The organism is Bifidobacterium canis, from assembly GCF_009727065.1.
GTDB lineage: Bacteria > Actinomycetota > Actinomycetes > Actinomycetales > Bifidobacteriaceae > Bifidobacterium > Bifidobacterium canis.
On sequence record NZ_WNLP01000003.1, the window covers coordinates 133,679 to 152,955 of the forward strand.

Sequence of the window (19,277 nt, forward strand, 5' to 3'; positions counted from 1 at the left end):
GACGGCAGGTAATCCACTTTTCCACAATCCGCCATGTGTGCCGACGAAAAAAGTTATCCACAATCCACATATCACAGCAACTCATTTTTACGACAACCCAAGAAACGAGAACACTATGACTACACCGGAATTCTTCGTGAACCGTTTGAGCGAACAGCCGCACGCGCTTATGTTCGCAGGCCAGTCCACACCGTGGACCGTCGCTGTCGATGAACTCATGCAAGACGAACGCGTTGCCGCACAGTTGAAGGATTATGTGCGTTCCGCACACGGCCTGCTGACTCCGGTCGCCGCGGATTTGCTCGCCACGACCGGCCGCGAAACCGATCTGTTCAACTACCCGGCGAATCCGGCGAAACTCGGTGCCGCAGCCGACGCTACCGCCAGCATTCAAGGCATCGCGCTCGCACAGCTTGGCGCGATGCTCGACTTCGACCAGCTCGGCTACAACGTGGCCACCGCGTCGCCGGTCGCATTGCTCGGCCACTCGCAGGGCATCCTCGGCGTGCACATGGCACAGGCGATCATCGACGCCGGTTCGATTGAGGCCGCCCGCGAGCAGATCGACGAGATTCTCGCCATCGCCGCGCTGATCGGCGCCGCTGGCACGCGTGAGGTTCGTGCACACGGTTTGGTGCGCAAATACGGCGATGCCACACCGATGCTCTCGGTGAAGGGAATCCTGCCGGCTCAAGCGGATGAACTGATCGCCCGCGTCACCGACGCTCACGGGCCGATCGCCGTGGCCGTGATCAACTCGGCGAACCATGTGGTGCTCTCCGGCCACCCGCAGGATCTCGCCTCGTTCGCGGTGGAAGTCGCCAAAGAGCACAAGCATCAGGCGCAACTGCGCGCCGACAAGGTGCGAGGCGGCAGCGTGTTCGACCCGGTGCTCGAATACCTTGAAGTGACGCTACCATTCCACAGCCCGATCATGGAACAGGCCGTGGAACAAACGGTGGAGTGGGCTCGCGCATGCGGCATCGACGAGGATCGCGCACGCGTGCTCGCCGGCGAAGTGCTCGTGAACCAGGTGGACTGGGCGTCGCAGGTCGCCGAACTGTTCAAAGACAACGATCCACGCACGCTGTGGGTGGTCGACATGGGCCCGGGCACCACGCTCGCCAAGCTGTTCGGCACCGTCGCCGAAGGCACGGGCGTCGGCGTGATCGAAGCCGCAGGCGTGGCGGATCGTGCGAAGCTCGCCACGCAGACCGAGGATCCGGCGCGCATGCAGGATTGGACGAAGTATGTGCCGCAGCTCATCTCCACGCCGCAGGGGGAGCGCATCGAAACGGCGTTCACGCGTTTGACCGGCAAGCCGCCGGTGCTGCTCGCCGGCATGACGCCGACCACCGTGGATCCGGAAATCGTGGCCGCGGCTGCGAACGCCGGGTATTGGGCGGAACTCGCCGGTGGTGGCCAGGTGACCGCCGATGTGTTCGACGCCCACGTCGACGAACTCGAAGAACAGCTCGAAGAAGGCCGCAGCGTTGAATTCAACGCGATGTTCATGGACCGCTACCTGTGGAACCTGCAGTTCGGCACGCAGCACATCGTGCCGAAGAAGCGCGCCAGCGGTGCGCCTATCGACGGTGTGGTGATCTCGGCGGGCATCCCTGAATTCGATGAGGCCGTGGCGCTCGTGCATGAGCTCAACGCCGAAGGCTTCCCGTTCGTCTGCTTCAAGCCGGGCACCGTCGACCAGATCAAGCAGGTGGTGCGCATCGCCAAGGCCGTGGCGCCGACGAACGTGATCGTGCAGGTGGAAGGCGGTTCTGCAGGCGGCCACCACAGCTGGGAATCGCTTGATGACTTGCTGCTCAACACCTATGCGCAAGTGCGTGAGCAGAGCAATCTGGTGCTCGTGGCCGGTGGCGGCATCGGCACGCCGGATCGCGCCGCTGACTACATCTCCGGTGAATGGGCGACGCGCTATGACCGTCCGCTCATGCCTGTGGACGGCGTGCTCGTGGGCACTGCCGTGATGACCGCGAAAGAGGCACACACCTCGCCGGAAGTCAAGAAATTGCTCGTCGAAACGCCGGGCATCACCGCCGAAACAAACACCGATGACGACGTGTTCGCACCACTGGGCGAAACCTGGGTGCCGAGCGGCAAAAGCGTCGGCGGTGTGTCGAGCGGTTTGAGCCATCTGCACGCCGACATCTACGAGCTCGAAAACGCCTCCGCACGTTGCGGACGCCTGCTCGTGCGCGTGATGAAGCACCCTGAAGAGCTCGAAACCCGCCGCCAGGAGATCATCGACGCGTTGAACGAGACGGCGAAACCGTATTTCGGTGACCTGAAGACGATGACCTACGAGGATTGGGCACGCCGCTTCGCCGAGCTCTCGTTCCCGTGGGCGGATGCCACCTATGCCGACCGCTTCCTGCACCTGATGCAGCGCATCGAAGCCCGCGTGATCGACCTCGAACAAGGCAAGTTCACGCCGATGTTCGCCACTCGCGCCGACGTTGAAGACGATCCGTTCGCCGCCATCGCCGCTCTGACGGACGCGTACCCGCAGATCAGTGAACTGACCGTGGTGCCGATCGACGAAGCATGGTTCACGCAGCTCGTGCGCGAATACCCGAAGCCGATGCCGTTCGTGCCGGCCATCGATAACGACCTGCTGCGCTGGTGGGGTCAGGATCAGCTCTGGCAGTCCGAAGACCCGCGCTATTCCGCCGATTCCGTGCGCATCATCCCCGGGCCGATTTCGGTGGCTGGCATCACCACGATCGACGAACCGGTCGCCAGCATCCTCGGCCGCTTTAACGAGGCGATGACCAAGCGCGTGGCCGGCAACGAAACCGCCGAACCGCGCTTCGCCCTGCTCTCCGACTGTGCTGACGCCGAAGACTTCATTCGCCGCAGCCCGAACATCTCGTGGATCGGCCATCAGATGGCCAACCCCGCCTATAACACCAAGCGTGGCGACGAGAACTACGAGCTGCGCTACCTCGGCACCGATAACGGCGAGGAACAGTTCGACCTTGACATTCACCTCGACACGTTCTGGGATGACGACCCGGACGGTGGCATCTCCAAGCACGCCGTGCGCAGCATCGTGATCCCGCTCAACGTGCCTACCGACGCCACCGGCATGATTCCGGTGGTCGACCGCGAACGCTTGCCCGAACACGTGTACCGCATGCTCGCAGACACGGCAGGCATCGGCAACACGGCCATCACCAGCGACAAGCTCGACACCATGCCAACCGTCGAGCCTGATGCCGACACCGAGGCATTCCCTTACGGCATCGCCACGTCTCACTACACGCTGTCGGCCAACCTCGGCTTCGACCACGAGGCCGCCACTGGCGGAGCGCTGCCACTTGACCTGATCGCATCGCAGATCGCGCCGGATGCGCTCGTTGGCCCGGCATGGCCAACCATCTACGCGGCACTCGGCTCGGTTATGGTCGACGGCTACCCGGTGATCGAAGGTCTGCTCAACGCGGTCCACCTCGACCACCTGATCGAACTGGAAATCACGGAAGACGAACTCCTCGCACACACCGGCGAGCAGATCACGTTGCGCGGTTGGGCCGAGCAGTATTTCGAATCCGCCTCCGGACGTGTGGTCACCATCCACATCGAGCATCATCTCGCCGATGGCACGCTCGTGGCGCGCGAAACCGAACGTTTCGCCATCCGCGGCCGCGCCTACAGCGACGAACTGCCGCAGCCGGCGCCGAACTACGGCGGTCTGCTCGAAGACATCCGTGAAACACCACGTCGCATGCTGCGTCGCGTCACCGTCACCGCGCCGCACGAGATGACCGCCTTCGCCCGCACATCCGGCGACTTCAACCCGATCCACACGTCGCACCGCGGTGCCGCAATCAGCGGTCTGAACCAACCGCTCGTGCACGGCATGTGGCTGTCTGCCACCGCACAGCACGCGGTGCAGGCGCTCGATAGCAAGGGTGCGCACTACGAGATCATCGGCTGGACCTACAACATGTATGGCATGGTGCAGCTCGACGACGAAGTGGAGATCTCCATCGAACGCGTCGGCCGCGTGGCACACGCCGGCCTCGTGCTCGAAGTCACCTGCCGCATTGACGGCAACATCGTCTCGCGAGCCACCGCGATCACGCGTGCGCCGATCAGCGCATTCGTCTACCCGGGTCAGGGCATCCAGCAGCAGGGCATGGTGCTCGACGAGCGCGCCAAGTCTCCGGCGGCGCGCGAAGTCTGGGAGCGTGCCGACAAGCTCACGCGTGAACGCCTCGGCTTCTCGATCCTCGCCGTCGTGCGCGATAATCCGAAGGAACTCACCGCGAACGGCGTCACCTACCGTCACCCGGAGGGTCTGCTCAATCTGACTCAGTTCACGCAGGTGGCGCTCGCCACCGTCGCGTTCGCGCAGACCGCGCGTATGAGCGAAGCCGGCGCCGACATTCGCCCGGCTTACTTCGCGGGCCACTCGCTCGGCGAATACAATGCGCTGAGCTCGTTCGCACACGTGATTCCGCTCGAAACAGTGCTCGAACTCGTGTTCCACCGCGGTTCCACGATGCATCACCTGATCGACCGCGACGCGCAAGGCCGTTCGAACTACCGCATGGGTGCGCTGCGCCCGAATCAGTTCGGTGTGGATGACGCGCACGTGCGCGAATATGTGGAAGGCGTCGCCAAGGCGAGCGGCGAGTTCCTGGAGATCGTCAACTACAATCTCGCAGGCCAACAGTATGCCGTCGCCGGCACCATCGCCGGACTCAAGGCGCTCAAGGCAGACAGCGCGCGCCGTGTGGCGGAATACGGCGGCAAGCCGGCGTTCATGCTCGTGCCGGGCATCGACGTGCCGTTCCACTCGACGTTGCTGCGCAAGGGCGTGCCGGAGTTCCGCGACAAGCTTGACGCGCTGCTGCCCGCGCACATCGACTACCGTGGCGCGCTCGAAGGCCGCTACATTCCGAATCTGGTGGCAGAACCGTTCGAGATGACGCGTGAATTCGCGGCGAAGATCCTCGACGTGGTGCCGAGCGAACGCATCGCGGCCGCGCTCGCGGACGACGACGTGTGGGAGTCGTATGCGCAGGACGACCAGAAGCTCGGCCGTCTGCTGCTCACCGAACTGCTTTCCTGGCAGTTCGCGTCGCCGGTTCGCTGGATCGAAACGCAGGCGCTGATGTTCGGTTCGCATGAACAGGGCGGACTCGGCGTCGAGGAACTCGTGGAAGTCGGCTTGGGCAATGCACCGACGCTCGCGAACCTCGCGTCGAAGACGCTGCGTCTGCCGGAGTTCTCGCGCCGCCATGTGAGCGTGTACAACGTGGGGCGCGACGAAGCGCGCGTCTACATGACCGATTCCGATTCGCTCGTGCCGGAAGCGGAGGAGGAAGCGCCGGTTGCGGAGACTGCTCCTGCAGCTGCCGCTGCGCCTGCTACGCCGGCAGCCGCGCCTGTTGCTGAGCAGAGTGCGCCGGTCACGCCAGCTGCTGCTCCTGCCGCTCCTGCCGGTGGCGTGTCGGGTGCCGCGGTCGCGGACCTCGACTACCGCGCGCATGACGCGATCGAGATGCTGCTCGCATACTCCGCGAAGGTGCGCCCGGAGCAGATCGGAGACAACGACACGACGGATACGCTGACGAACGGTGTGTCGTCGCGCCGCAACCAGCTGCTGATGGACATCAGCTCCGAACTCGGTGTGGCCAGTGTCGACGGCGCCGCCGAAGCGAGCATCCGCGATCTGAACGCGCTCGTAGACAAGGTTGCGCCGAACTACAAGGCGTTCGGCCCGGTGCTGGCGGATATTGTGCGCGATCGTGTGCGCAGTCTGTTCGGCGCTGCCGGTGTCAAGCTCGCGCAGATTGAGAAGCGTGTGACCGACACGTGGCAGCTCGGCGAAGGCTGGGCACACCATGTGGTCGCACAGCTCGTGCTCGGCACGCGCGACGACGCAAGCTCTCGCGGCGGTGATCTCGCCACGCTCGGCAGTGACTCCGCGTCGAATGCGGCGCAGGCGAACGCGATGATCGACGCTGCAGTGCAGGCCGTCGCCGCCGCGCACGGCGTGCAGGTCGCGATGCCAAGCGCTGGCGGTGCAGCCGGTGGCGTGGTTGATTCCGCTGCTTTGGATGCATACGCGCAGTCGGTCACCGGTTCCAACGGTGTGCTGGCTGCCACCGCACGCTTCGTGCTCGGTCAGCTCGGCGTGAATGAGCCGGCTGCCGTGCCGGAGGAAGACGAGAACGCGGCGGTTGTGGCCGCCGTCGAAGCCGAACTCGGCTCGGATTGGCCGCAGCAGGTGGCCCCACGCTTCGACTCGCGCAAGGCAATTTTGTTCGATGACCGTTGGGCTTCCGCTCGCGAAGATTTGGCGCGAGCATATTACAACGGTGAACTTGACGCCATCGCCGGCGATTTCACCGGCGCGGGCAAGGCCGTGGCGCAGCAGGCCGCTTGGTACGCCGAGCACAGTGACGATGATCTGGCTACGCAGTACGCGCAGATCGCCGACCAAGCCGCGCAGAACCGCACGGAAGGCGAATTTGAGTACGACGGCGAAGTGGCAGTGGTCACCGGCGTTGCACCGAACTCGATTGCCGCTCAGGTGGTGAACGGACTGCTCGAAGGCGGTGCGACGGTGATCGCCACCTCGCACAGCTTCAAGCCAAGCATCAAGGCGTGGGCGCAGCGCACCTACCGCCAGCATGCGCGCGGCGACGCGAAACTGTGGCTCGTACCGGCGAATCTCTCGTCGTACCGAGACGTGGACGCTTTGGTGGACTGGGTTGGCACTGTGCAGAAGAAGACGAGCGGTGCCACGACCACCGTGCTGAAGCCGGCGTATGAGCCAAGCCTGTTTTTCCCGTTCGCAGCGCCTCCTGTGCACGGCTCGCTTGCGGATTCCGGCGCGTTGTTCGAATCTCAGGCACGCTTGATGCTGTGGGGTGTGGAACGTGCGATCGCCGGATTCGCGCAGATCGGTGCCGACACCGACGTGCAGCACAAGCTTCACGTGGTGCTGCCAGGCTCCCCGAACCGTGGCGTGTTCGGCGGTGACGGCGCATACGGCGAAGTGAAGAGCGCCTTCGACGCGATGGTGAATCGCGCCCGCGCCGAACATGTGTGGTCCGATCGCGTGACCTTCGCCCACCCGAAGATCGGTTGGGTGCGTGGCACTGGCCTGATGGGTGGCAACGATCCGCTCGTCGACGTGGTTGAAAAGCACGGCCTGCGCACGTATTCCACCGAAGAGATCGCCGCGGAACTGCTCAAGTTGGTGAGCGCCGAGGCGCGCGAACAGGCTGCTATCGCGCCGCTCGACGTGGACTTGACCGGCGGCCTGGGCTCCGAACCGATCGATATCAAGGCATTGCGCGCCGAAGCATTGGCAGACGCCGCGCTGGATGCCGTTGAAGAGGCTGAGGACGATGCGAATGCCGTGCAGATCAAGGCGTTGCCGACTCCGCATGTGCCACAGCAGGCGGCAGTCGAGCTGAGCGAATGGGAGCAGGTGAGCGCCCGTCCGGAAGACGAGATCGTCATCGTCTCCGTCGGCGAGCTCGGCCCATGGGGTTCGGGACGCACTCGTGCCGAAGCCGAACTCGGCATCCATTCTGACGGCGAGGTAGACCTCTCCGCAGGTGCGGTGCTCGAACTCGCATGGAACATGGGTCTGCTGACGTGGGCGGATTCCCCGAAGCCGGGCTGGTACGACACCGATGGCAATCTGGTGCCCGAAGCCGACATCGCCGAGCGTTACCACGATGAGGTCGTCGCCAAATCTGGCGTGCGCCCGTTCGAAACCGGCATGGGGTCCGACTACCGCAACGGCACCGACGAAGAGGAAGCTGAGGTCTACTTGGACCACGACGTGACCTTCGCCGTGCCGACACGCGAACTCGCCAACGAATACGTGGCGATGGACGCTGAACATACGAGCATCGAGGAAGACGCGGAAAGCGGCGAATGGAACGTGACGCGCCACGCCGGTTCGATGATCCGCGTGCCTCGTCGCGCCACGATGACCCGCACGGTCGGCGGCCAGTTCCCGGACGGCTTCGACCCACTCAAGTGGGGCATCCCGGCTTCGATGGTCGGCGATGTGGACGAGATCGCGTTGTGGAACATCGTCACCACGGTCGACGCCTACCTCTCGGCGGGCTTCACTCCGACCGAGATTCTGCAGGCCGTGCACCCGTCGATGGTCGCTTCGACGCAGGGCACCGGCTTCGGCGGCATGGCTTCGATGCGCAAGCTCTACCTCGACCGCTTCCTGAACCACGAGATCCCGACCGACATTCTGCAGGAAGCCCTGCCGAACGTGGTGGCGGCTCACGTGATGCAAAGCTACATCGGCGGCTACGGCAACATGATCCAGCCGGTGTCGGCATGCGCCACTGCGGCGGTGTCTTTGGAGGAAGGCGCCGACAAGATCGCGCTCGGCAAGGCCGATTTCGTGGTCACCGGTGCGATCGACGACATCGGCGTGGAATCGGTTATCGGTTTCGGCAACATGAACGCGACCGCCAATTCGCAGGAGATGCTCGACAAGGGCATTGAACCGCGCTTCTTCTCGCGTGCCAACGACCGTCGGCGTGGCGGCTTCGTCGAATCGCAGGGCGGCGGCACGATTCTGCTCACCCGAGGCGATATCGCGTTGAAGCTCGGCCTGCCGGTCGCCGGCGTGATCGGCTTCGTCCACTCCTATGCTGACGGCGCGCACACGTCGATTCCAGCTCCTGGCCTCGGCGCTCTGGCCGCAGGCATGGGCGGCCGCGACTCGAAGCTCGTGCACTACCTCGCACGTTTGGGCGTCACGCCGGACGACATCGCCGTGGTCTCCAAGCACGACACGTCCACGAACGCCAACGACCCGAACGAGTCCGAACTGCACAACACGCTCGCCCACGCCATCGGCCGTGAGAGCGGCAACCCGCTGTTCGTCATCTCGCAGAAGTCGCTGACCGGCCATGCGAAGGGCGGTGCCTGCATCTTCCAGGTCAACGGCCTGACGCAGCTGTTCAAGAGCGGTGTGATTCCGGCGAACGCTTCACTCGAATGCGTTGACCCGAAGCTCGCTCGCGACGACTACATGGTGTGGCTGCGCGAACCGCTGCGTATCGGCACTCGCAAAACCGTCAAGGCGGCACTCGCTACGTCGCTCGGTTTCGGCCATGTCTCCGGTTTCGCGGCGATCGTGCACCCTGGCGCTTTCGAAGCGGCAGTCGAACACACCGCTGGCACGCAGGCCCTGCACGCTTGGCGTGAACGCGCCAACGAGCGTTTGGCGGCTGGCCGCAGGCACTTCGAGGAAGGCATGATGGGTCGTGCGCCGCTCTACGAGCCGATCGACAACCGTCGCTTCCACGAGGATCACCGTGGCTACAACGCCCACGAGGTTGAGAAGGCCATGCTGCTCAACCCAGCCGCGCGTTTGTCTGCTGACGGCTACTTCGCCTGACAGATAAGGAAACCCAAGAAATTGCGGAGGCTTGCGATTTGCGAGCCTCCGCATCTTTCGACCAATATATATAAAAGTACAGGAGGGAAGCAGATGGCAGTGCTGGGCATCGGGCATGACGTGGTTGACGTGCACGCGTTTCACGAGCAGTTCACGATGCCGGGCACGCGCATCAAGCAGCTTTTCTCCGTGCGCGAGCAGCGGCAGGCGCAAATGCGCGCCGCAATCAAGCACGACAGCGAATCCGCGCATTTCGCCGCTCGCTGGGCTGGCAAGGAAGCGGTGATCAAAGCGTGGTGCGAAGCACTGTCGAGCACAACGCACGCAGATAATCGTCCATATTCTCTCGACACCGTTCCATGGAGCAGCATCGAGATTCTGGGCGACTCCACCGGCTGCCCCACATCGCACTCTCCGCACAGGTGGGGCGCGACCTGCGCGAATCTCTGCGACTGCCAAGCGAGCGGAACGTTCGCTGGCACGTGTCACTCAGTCACGACGGTGGCATCGCGTCGGCGGTGGTGCTTTTGGAAGCGGAGTAGTGGCGGAGTATTCGATATTCCGGGGTCGTGTATAATAACAGAGTTGCTTACGCAAGCGAGCAATACGCGGACGTAGCTCAATGGTAGAGCCTCAGTCTTCCAAACTGATTACGCGGGTTCGATTCCCGTCGTCCGCTCCAATCAACGGCCGAAATCATTGAGATTCGGTCGTTTTTGTTACCAAACCAAGGAGGTGGCGATGCCGCAGTCTTCGCAGGATGCAGAGCAGCAGGAAATCGCAAAACTCGACTCCGAGCCTGCGGCCAAGCCGATCGAACCGACGAGCGGGCAGAATCTCGAAGAAGAGCTCGCCGAAAACGTCGTGTCGAAACACCCGGAGGCCACGATCCCCGAATCCGACGTGTCGTTGGCCGACATCGAGCGTAAGCAGTCGCATCCGTGGCGCTGGATCGTCGCGATCGTGCTGCTGCTCGCCGCATTGATCGCTCCGTACTGGGTGGGTCGCTCGCTCGCCGTGAACCACGCCGCCGCCATCACCGCCAACTTCGGCATGCTCACCTCGTACGGCATCGCCCTCGTTTCGTGGGGCGTGACGACAATGCTGTTCGTCTCGCTCGTCATGCTGCTCGTCGACAATCACCGCGTCGCATGGTTCCTCGCGTTCGTCGTGTTCCTCGCGCTCGAACAGCTGATCGCCGGCGTCTCGATGTTCAAACTCAACTTCTGGAACGCCACCTACGTGATCTACGGCAGTCACGCATACATCGCGAACTCCGCGAATCTCGGCATCATCGCGTCCGCCATAGCACTCGCCGTGTTCGCGCTCGTGTGGGTCGGGCTGCTCGTGGTGGTGCGCAAAGACTCCCCGCTCAACGTGCTCACGCATGTGTGGGTGTCGTTCATCATGCTTCTGGTGTTCGAAGTCGTCGCGCTGATCATATTGTTCTGCGGCGGATTCATGGCTGCCGCGTAGAGCTAAGCAAAAACTAAAATATATATAATAATATTATTTAAAAATAATATAAAATTATTGGTCCCGCGCGCTGCGTCCGGCGTGCGGGACCAATAATATGTCTCATATAAATATCAGGCGATATGCGTGCGCGCGAGATTCTCCCGCACATGCGCGCAGCTCGCGTGGAACTCGTCGAGCTCCTCATCACTCAAGTCGAGTGTGATGACTTCCTCCACGCCGTCCGCACCCACGACGCACGGCAGCGAGATGAAAATGCCCTCCTCGCCGTATTCGCCGGTGAGCAGCGTCGAGCACGCCGTGATGTAATGCTCGTTCGACACGACCGCGCGCACCAAACGGCACGCCGCATCCGCAACCGCGAACTCAGTGCACTGCTTGCCCGCGTACGTCACATACCCACCCTGGCGAGCCTGCGCCTCGAGCTCCTTGTAGTCGAAGCTGAACCGTTCCGGCTGCTCTTGCGCGAGCTGGGAGAGTGGCTTGCCGCCGAAGGAGACGTTGCTCCACGCGGCGAACTGGCTCGCGCCATGCTCGCCGAGCATGTATGCAGTGATCGAATGCTGGTCGTAGCCGGTGACGCGCGACAGCACGTACTTGAGGCGGCTCGAATCAAGCGCCGTGCCCGTGCCGATCACGCGGCGCGGGTCAATGCCCGACTCCTTCCAGATTTCAGTGGCCACAACATCGCACGGATTCGCGATATTGACCCACACGCCGCTGAACCCGGCGTCAGCAATAGTCTTTATGAACGTCTTCGCGGTGTCGGTGGTGAAGAACAGCTCGCCGTCGCGGTCTACAGCAGAACGGTGCACGTCGCCCGCCGCGTTCACGATCACGTCGCATTGCGCGAGCTGCGCGTAATCGTCGCCGCAGTTATGCAGCGCCACATTATGCGGGCAGAAGGCGAGCGAATCACCCAGATCCTGCACTTCGGCAGCGAGTTTCTTGCTGCGGTCGCGCTCGCCGGAGCAGATCTCGGTCATGAAGATCTCATCGGCTATGCCTTGCAAAATCAAACTGTTCGCAACGTGCGCGCCGACGTGCCCCATGCCCACAATGCCGACCTTCGTACAGATTCCCATGCGTCAACCCTCCTTCGGCGTCAATGACGCGTTGTGTGTGTGCATCTGTTCGTCACCGTTGCGGTTCCAATCAATTCTGCGCAGCCCAGCGGTGATTTGCGCTTCATTGTAGGAATCGCGAATTTGAAACGGTTACAGGCGAGTTTTTCTACGCTCATGGCGCATAAAACGACCGCATCGTGAGCAAGCTGGCGGCGAAGCGCTGTGCGGGGGAAACATAGTCCGACGGTCTGCATAAAATTCTCTTTTGGCGTGTTTCGCCCGCGGATAGAGAGCGCTGCCGATAACGGATCGGTGGCACCGCGCAGCAACAAGGAGGATGCCGTGGCACTTACGGCTGAAGAAAAGCAAGAGATCATCGCCAAGTACGCTACCCATGAGGGTGACACTGGCTCCCCGGAAGTCCAGATTGCACTGCTCACCAAGCGCATCGCTGACCTGACCGAGCACCTCAAGGAGCACAAGCACGATCACCACTCTCGTCGTGGTCTGCTGCTGATGGTCGGTGATCGTCGTCGTCTGCTCGACTACCTGAAGAGCGTCGACATTGAGCGTTACCGTTCCCTGATTGATCGTCTGGGACTGCGCCGCTAGTCTTCCGCCCGAATCCGTTCACGGGTTCGGGCTTTTCTTTTGCGTGCGTGAGCTTTCTATGTGAAGCACGAGATAATAATTGAATTATTGAGCTATCAACGTGACGCATTGCAGATGACGTTGCCGATGAATTTGTAGGATTGCTAGCAGCTAATAACACAATTTCAAGTAACTAAGCCAGTGGAAACGGTATACAATCGCAGATGGTGGCAATTGCGTTAGGAAAACGTGGATTTGGCCATGCCACCCGAAAGTCAGGCTGACTGTTCGGGCGCGGGTGAAACGCCCAGAGATCGACTGCGCGGAGCTTAGGTGGAATGAAGCCGCGCACTCGGCACGCATGTTGGTATATGAAGAAATAAATAAAAATACAAAGGAGGAACCCTATGGAGGGTCCCGAAATCAAGGCTGTAGAAGCCGTTATTGACAATGGATCGTTCGGCAAGCGCACGCTGCGCTTCGAGACGGGAAGGCTTGCACAGCAGGCAGACGGCGCCGTTGCCGCCTATCTCGATGATGATTCAATGGTGCTCTCTACCACCACCGCCGGTTCGAGCCCGAAGGAGAACTACGACTTCTTCCCGCTTACCGTTGACGTGGAAGAGAAGATGTATGCAGCCGGCAAGATCCCGGGCTCGTTCTTCCGCCGTGAAGGACGCCCGAGCTCCGAAGCCATTCTGGCTTGCCGCATCATCGACCGCCCGCTGCGCCCGCTGTTCCCGCACACGCTGCGCAACGAGGTTCAGGTTGTTGAGACCATTCTCGCCGTGAACCCTGAAGACGCCTACGATGTGCTGGCTCTGAACGCTGCTTCGGCTTCCACGCTGATCTCCGGCCTGCCGTTCACCGGCCCGGTTGGTGGCGTGCGCCTGGCGCTCATCGATGGCCAGTGGGTCGCATTCCCACGCTGGAGCGAACGTGAACGCGCTGTGTTCGAGATCGTCGTGGCAGGCCGCGTGGTTGAGGGCGGCGACGTCGCCATCGCCATGATCGAAGCTGGCGCAGGCAAGAACGCTTGGCACCTGATCTACGACGAGGGTCAGCAGAAGCCTGATGAGGAAGTCGTGGCAGGTGGCCTTGAAGCCGCCAAGCCGTTCATCAAGGTGCTGTGCGATGCGCAGAACGAACTGAAGCGCCTCGCCGCCAAGGAAACCCGTGAGTTCACGCTGTTCCCTGAATACACCGAAGACCTGTACAACCGCATTGACGAGATCGCTCACGCCGACCTCGACGAAGCCCTGTCGATCGCCGAGAAGCTGCCGCGTCAGGAGCGCATCGCCGAGATCAAGCAGCGCGTCAAAGACACGCTTTCCGTTGAGTTCACCGACATGGATGAGCAGGAGAAAGACAAGGAGATCGGCAACGCGTTCAAGGAACTGCAGCGCCAGATCGTTCGTCACCGCATCCTGACCCAGGACTACCGCATCGATGGCCGTGGCCTGCGCGACATCCGCACGCTGTCTGCCGAAATCGACGTGGTGCCACGCGTGCACGGCTCCGCTCTGTTCCAGCGCGGCGAAACCCAGATTCTGGGCATCACCACGCTCAACATGCTCAAGATGGAGCAGCAGATCGATGCTCTGAGCGGCCCATCCACGAAGCGCTACATGCACAACTACGAGATGCCGCCATATTCGACCGGCGAAACCGGTCGCGTCGGTTCCCCGAAGCGCCGCGAAATCGGCCACGGTGCTCTCGCTGAAAAGGCCATCGTGCCTGTGCTGCCAAGCCGTGAAGAGTTCCCATACGCCATCCGTCAGGTCTCCGAAGCCATCGGTTCCAACGGTTCCACGTCAATGGGCTCGGTCTGCGCCTCCACGCTGTCGCTGCTCGCTGCTGGCGTGCCGCTCAAGGCACCTGTTGCCGGCATCGCCATGGGTTTGGTCTCCGGCGACGTCGACGGCCAGCACATCTTCAAGACGCTCACCGACATTCTCGGCGCTGAAGACGCGTTCGGCGACATGGACTTCAAGGTCGCCGGCACCGCCGACTTCATCACAGCCCTGCAGCTCGACACGAAGCTCGACGGCATTCCGGCCGACGTGCTCGCCGGCGCACTGAAGCAGGCTCACGAAGCCCGCACCACGATTCTCGAAGTCATCAACGAGTGCATCGACGGCCCAGCCGAGATGAGCCCGCTGGCTCCGCGCATCATCACCACCACCGTTCCTGTCGACAAGATCGGCGAGATCATCGGACCTAAGGGCAAGATGATCAACCAGATTCAGGAAGACACCGGCGCTGAGATCGCAATCGAAGACGACGGCACTGTCTACATCTCCTCCGAAGGCGGCGAAGCCGCGCAGAAGGCGAAGAAGATCATCGACGAGATCGCGAACCCGCACGTTCCAGAAGCCGGCGAAACCTACAACGGCACCGTCGTCAAGACCACGTCGTTCGGCGCATTCGTGAACCTGACCCCAGGCACCGACGGTCTGCTGCACATCTCGCAGATCCGCAACCTGGTAGACGGCCAGCGCATCGACTCCGTTGAAGACGTGCTCAAGGAAGGCGACACCGTTGAGGTGGTCGTGCAGGGCGTTGACGATCGCGGCAAGATCTCGCTCGCCATTCCTGGCTTCGAAGATCAGGAATCGTCGGCACCACGTCGTGACGATCGCCGTCGTTCCGACCGTGATGACCGTCGCCGTTCCGACCGCCGCCGTGACGACCGCTCGGATCGCCGCCGTGATGATCGCGATTACGATGACCGCCCACGTCGCCGCCGCGATTACGACGATGACTATGAGGATCGTCCGCGTCGCCGCCGTGACGATCGCGACGACCGTGATTACGATCGCGATTATGAGGATCGTCCGCGTCGCCGTCGTGATGACCGTGATGACCGTGATGACCGCTCGGATCGCCGCCGTGATGACCGCCCGCGCCGTTCGCGCCGCAACGACGATCGCAACCCGCGTTACGCTGCAGACGAGAACTACGACGAATACCGTGCAGGTCGCGAAGAGCGTCACGAGCGTCCGCGTCGCCGTGTGCGCCGCGACTTCGATCCGTTCGACGACTGATCGTTCGCTGATGTGACGCCAACGTCACTGTGAATTGTGAGGTGGGGTCTGGGAAACCAGACCCCACCTCATTTGTATGTGAATGAAAGTCACGCAACAGCGCAACACTCACGCGGATTCGCGAATAAGCAGATCACCTTTGATGCACAACGACTCCGGCTGCGTTGCCATAGCTACTGCCTCTGCTGCATTCGCTGATTGCGAGGCGTTGATCTGCTTGATGAGCATGGTGACGGCATCTTCGCCGCCCTGCGTGAAATATTGATGATATGTGGTGATCGCCGGCCTCCAGATGGACGACAACGGATTGTCGTCGAACCCAGCCACACGAACATCCTCGGGCACGCGGCGCCCCTCGTCCATCAAACCGCTGATGATGCCCATGGCGATCTCATCGTTGCCCGCGAATATGGCTTCCACCGTGCTGTCATGCGCATAGTCCCGCCCAAGCTCGCGTGCTTTTTCCGGCGACCACACCGCAGTGGTCGGCTCGTATATCACAGCCCCATGCTGCCGCAGTGCCGCTTCCCACCCTTTGGTGCGGTCATCGCCGCCGCCTTTACCAGGAACAGAAACATGGTGCACGGTCGTCACACCCGTTGACAGCAGATACTCGGTCATCGCAAAGCCTGCGTGATACTCGTCGAATGAGATGTGCGCGTGCTTGCCGTCCGGCCGCCCTCCGATGAGCACGCATGGCAGATCGTCGGGAATGTAGTGAATCGATTCGATGGCGGTGGCGTCGTATTGCAGAATGATGATGCCGCTTGGATGCTGGTCGAGCGCCATATCGACGGTGCTTTTGCATTCATCTGACCACTGCGTGTTCAACTTGGAGATGTTGATCACATACCCCTGCCGCTGCGCTGCCACCTCGATGCCCTGAATCGTGTATGCCGAGCCGAACAACGTTGTTTCGCTTGAAAGCACGGTGATCGATTGCACCTTGGAAGTGGCAAGACCGCGGGCGATGTGACTTGGACGGTAGTCGAGGAGTGTGATCGCTTCCGCGATGCGCTGGCGCGTTTCGTCGCTCATGTGTGGTGAATCGTTGAGATACCGAGACACCGTGGCGACTGAGACGCCAGCAAGTGCGGCCACGTCTTTGATGACGGCCGGACGTTTCTTCCTAATCATGATATTCCTCATTCTAGGTTTTGCGGTGGAGGAGTTGGTGCGATGGCTGGCGGTGCCGCATTGCATTCGCCGGCCAGTGACGTCACTGTCAATTCTTTATGAAACCGATTTCTATTGTACGATACGCACGTATTTGCATATTTACGAACTTCAGTCGATTTGTTTTGATTTTACCTTATATTCCAACGATTTTGCAACATGTCTAGTTCTGTTTGCAGAGAAAGAGCATCGAGACCCATTGACATGTAACCGCTACCATGATATGCTTGCTTCTTAGCAACGAAGCTACAGAACTCTTCAAGATTGAGGCATCGCATGACTCAGATTCCCTCGACCATAGTGCTCGCCGGAAATGGTCTTCACGGTATGGCCGGCACATCGCTCACACTGCACGTGCCGAGCGAAGGGCTGCCGCGCATCGAGTCGATGCTGCTGATGCCAACATCCATCTCTGCTTCAGAGCAGTCACCTCACATGCCCGCCGAAACTGGTGGGGTCAGTGGCCCTCAAGTGATCGGCGCATATCTCGACCATGCACAGAACCCCAGCGTTGTGCCCACGCAATCGGAGGCTTGGCTGGGCGCCCCGAAATTGGTGCTCGCTCGTGACGGCGTGCAGTTGTTCCCTCGATTCACCGTCACAGAGCTGACTAATGCGCAGACCTGGGCGCATATAGAAGCAGTGGACGAGCAGTGCGGCGTGCAGCTCGCCATCATGATCTCGATTAATGAGGCTGGCTTGATTCTGCAGCATGCGCGGCTCACCAATCTCATTGACGATCCGCTCGAAGTGCGTTCGCTGCTGCTCAGCGTGCCGGTGCCGGATTCCATGACCGAATTGCAGACCTGCACTGGGCATCATCTTCGTGAGCGGCATATCGAACGAATGCCATTCACCAGTGGCCTGCACGCCAAAGAGTCGTGGGTCGGTCGCACCGGATTCGACTCGACGACGCTGCTGTGCGCCGGTACGCGTGACTTCTCGTTTGAGCGAGGCCGTGTGATGTGCGCACACGTGGCGTGGAGCGGCAACACCGTGCATTTCGCTGAGAAAACTCCGCAATGCGGTTCACTGCTGGGCGGTGGAGAGGCGCTGTATGCCGGTGAAGTGACGCTTGACAACAACGAGGCGTATGCATCTCCTGTGCTGGAGGTTTCGTTGGGCAACGGGCTCAACGAGGCGAGCGAACGCTTCCGCGAAACAGTGCGACTCACTCACGAACTCAGGCCGCGGCCGGTAACGCTGAACACATGGGAGGCTGTGTATTACGGCCAGAACGAGCAGACGCTGCTAGAGCTGGCTGACGTTGCCGCGCAGGTCGGCGTGGAACGTTTCGTCGTCGACGATGGCTGGTTCCTCGGGCGTCGCACCGACACCGCAGGACTCGGTGACTGGCAAGTGGACGATGCCGTGTGGCCGAACGGACTTCAAGCTCTGGCCGACCATGTGCACGCATTGGGCATGGAGTTCGGACTCTGGTTCGAGCCTGAGATGATCAATTTGGATTCCGAACTTGCACGCTCGCATCCGGATTGGATTCTGTCACCTGACGTAACCCGTTTGGGACTGTCGGGACGTGACCAGTACGTTCTCGATATGAGTCGCCTTGACGCGCGCAACTACATCTTCAATTCGCTGAGTGCCATCATTGACGACTGTGGCGTCGACTACATCAAATGGGATCACAACAGGCCGGTTGTAGAGGCGGTATCGCTGTATTCCGAACGACCTGCCGTGCATGCGCAAACCGAGGCGGTGTATGAGCTGATCGACGCGCTGAAGCAACGCTACCCGCAGCTGGAAATCGAAAGCTGCGCATCGGGCGGTGGACGCATCGATATGGCTATGCTGCAGCGCACAGATCGAGTCTGGGCGTCCGACTGCACCGATCCGATGGAGCGCGTCGACATTCAACGAGGCACGAGCTTGATCGTGCCGCAAGAGATGATGGGAACGCATATCTCTGCTTCACCGAACCATGCCACACTACGTCAAACGACGCTGATGACCCGCATCGCCATGGCGTTCTTCGGGCATCTGGGCGTCGAATGGAATCTGCTGCAAGTACCTCAGGAAGACCTGGAGAAGCTTACTGAGTGGATATCGCTGTACAAGCAGCAACGTGGGTGGATGCATGAGGGAAACCTCGTGCATGCGGATATCGATGATGCCGCCGTCAGAGTCGATGGCATCGTGTCGCAAGACGGCTCGCACGCCTTGTATCGCTACACCGTCGTCTCCAGCTCGAACACCTACCCGAACGGCGCGATCCGATTCCCCGGTCTCACCACTGGCCATCGCTACCTTGTGCGGCCTTTCGGCGGAGCCAACCAATATTTGCACGAAATGAGCCCCTCCACCAGAACGGAACAACCCTGGTGGTGCGACGAGGGCATGGTGTTCGACGCCGCCCTCCTGACGCAATGGGGAATCCGCCCGCCACAGTTGGCGCCGGAACATGCCGTGCTCATCGAATGCTTGGACATCTCGAACCCGCAGAGAGGAGCAACGACCTCGCACACATAGTTCGCGGAT

The 19,277-nt window shown here is 61.4% G+C and carries 6 protein-coding genes, 1 tRNA gene and 3 pseudogenes; 8 read left to right on the top strand and 2 right to left on the bottom strand.

Features of this window, described 5'->3' with window-relative positions:
- Positions 1-115: 115 nt before the first annotated feature.
- The 5 genes and pseudogenes from GSD1FS_RS04435 to GSD1FS_RS04450 all read left to right on the top strand — a co-directional run.
- Positions 116-7,357: pseudogene (locus GSD1FS_RS04435) on the top strand (fatty acid synthase subunit beta domain-containing protein); the annotation flags it as partial.
- Positions 7,358-7,402: 45 nt separating this feature from the next.
- A pseudogene (locus GSD1FS_RS10410) lies at positions 7,403-9,424 on the top strand (beta-ketoacyl synthase N-terminal-like domain-containing protein); the annotation flags it as partial.
- A 93-nt stretch (positions 9,425-9,517) separates the two neighbouring features.
- A pseudogene (locus tag GSD1FS_RS04440) lies at positions 9,518-9,966 on the top strand (holo-ACP synthase).
- A gap of 66 nt (positions 9,967-10,032) precedes the next feature.
- Positions 10,033-10,106 (top strand) — tRNA-Gly (locus GSD1FS_RS04445).
- A 59-nt stretch (positions 10,107-10,165) separates the two neighbouring features.
- Complete coding sequence (locus GSD1FS_RS04450; protein ID WP_155588563.1) at positions 10,166-10,900, top strand: teichoic acid transporter; 735 nt, start codon at positions 10,166-10,168, stop codon at positions 10,898-10,900.
- 113 nt (positions 10,901-11,013) lie between these two features.
- Here the strand turns inward: GSD1FS_RS04450 and GSD1FS_RS04455 are convergent, their stop codons facing one another.
- Complete coding sequence (locus GSD1FS_RS04455; protein ID WP_155588564.1) at positions 11,014-11,985, bottom strand: lactate/malate family dehydrogenase; 972 nt, start codon at positions 11,983-11,985, stop codon at positions 11,014-11,016.
- Between the two features lie 324 nt (positions 11,986-12,309).
- Here GSD1FS_RS04455 and rpsO point away from each other — a divergent pair, with 324 nt between their 5' ends.
- Positions 12,310-12,579 carry a 30S ribosomal protein S15 gene (rpsO, locus tag GSD1FS_RS04460; protein WP_343030197.1) on the top strand — a complete coding sequence of 90 codons (270 nt, stop codon included), beginning with the start codon at positions 12,310-12,312 and terminating at the stop codon, positions 12,577-12,579.
- Between the two features lie 386 nt (positions 12,580-12,965).
- Positions 12,966-15,605 (top strand): polyribonucleotide nucleotidyltransferase, encoded by a 2,640-nt coding sequence (locus GSD1FS_RS04465; protein ID WP_155588565.1) that lies wholly within the window; start codon positions 12,966-12,968, stop codon positions 15,603-15,605.
- 108 nt (positions 15,606-15,713) lie between these two features.
- On the opposite strand, the gene GSD1FS_RS04470 is transcribed toward GSD1FS_RS04465, so the two are convergent.
- Complete coding sequence (locus tag GSD1FS_RS04470; RefSeq protein WP_196425031.1) at positions 15,714-16,742, bottom strand: LacI family DNA-binding transcriptional regulator; 1,029 nt, start codon at positions 16,740-16,742, stop codon at positions 15,714-15,716.
- Positions 16,743-17,057: 315 nt separating this feature from the next.
- Between GSD1FS_RS04470 and GSD1FS_RS04475 the strand changes: the two genes are divergently transcribed.
- Positions 17,058-19,268, top strand: coding sequence for an alpha-galactosidase (locus tag GSD1FS_RS04475; protein WP_155588567.1), 2,211 nt, complete (start codon positions 17,058-17,060; stop codon positions 19,266-19,268).
- The last annotated feature ends 9 nt before the right edge of the window (positions 19,269-19,277 follow it).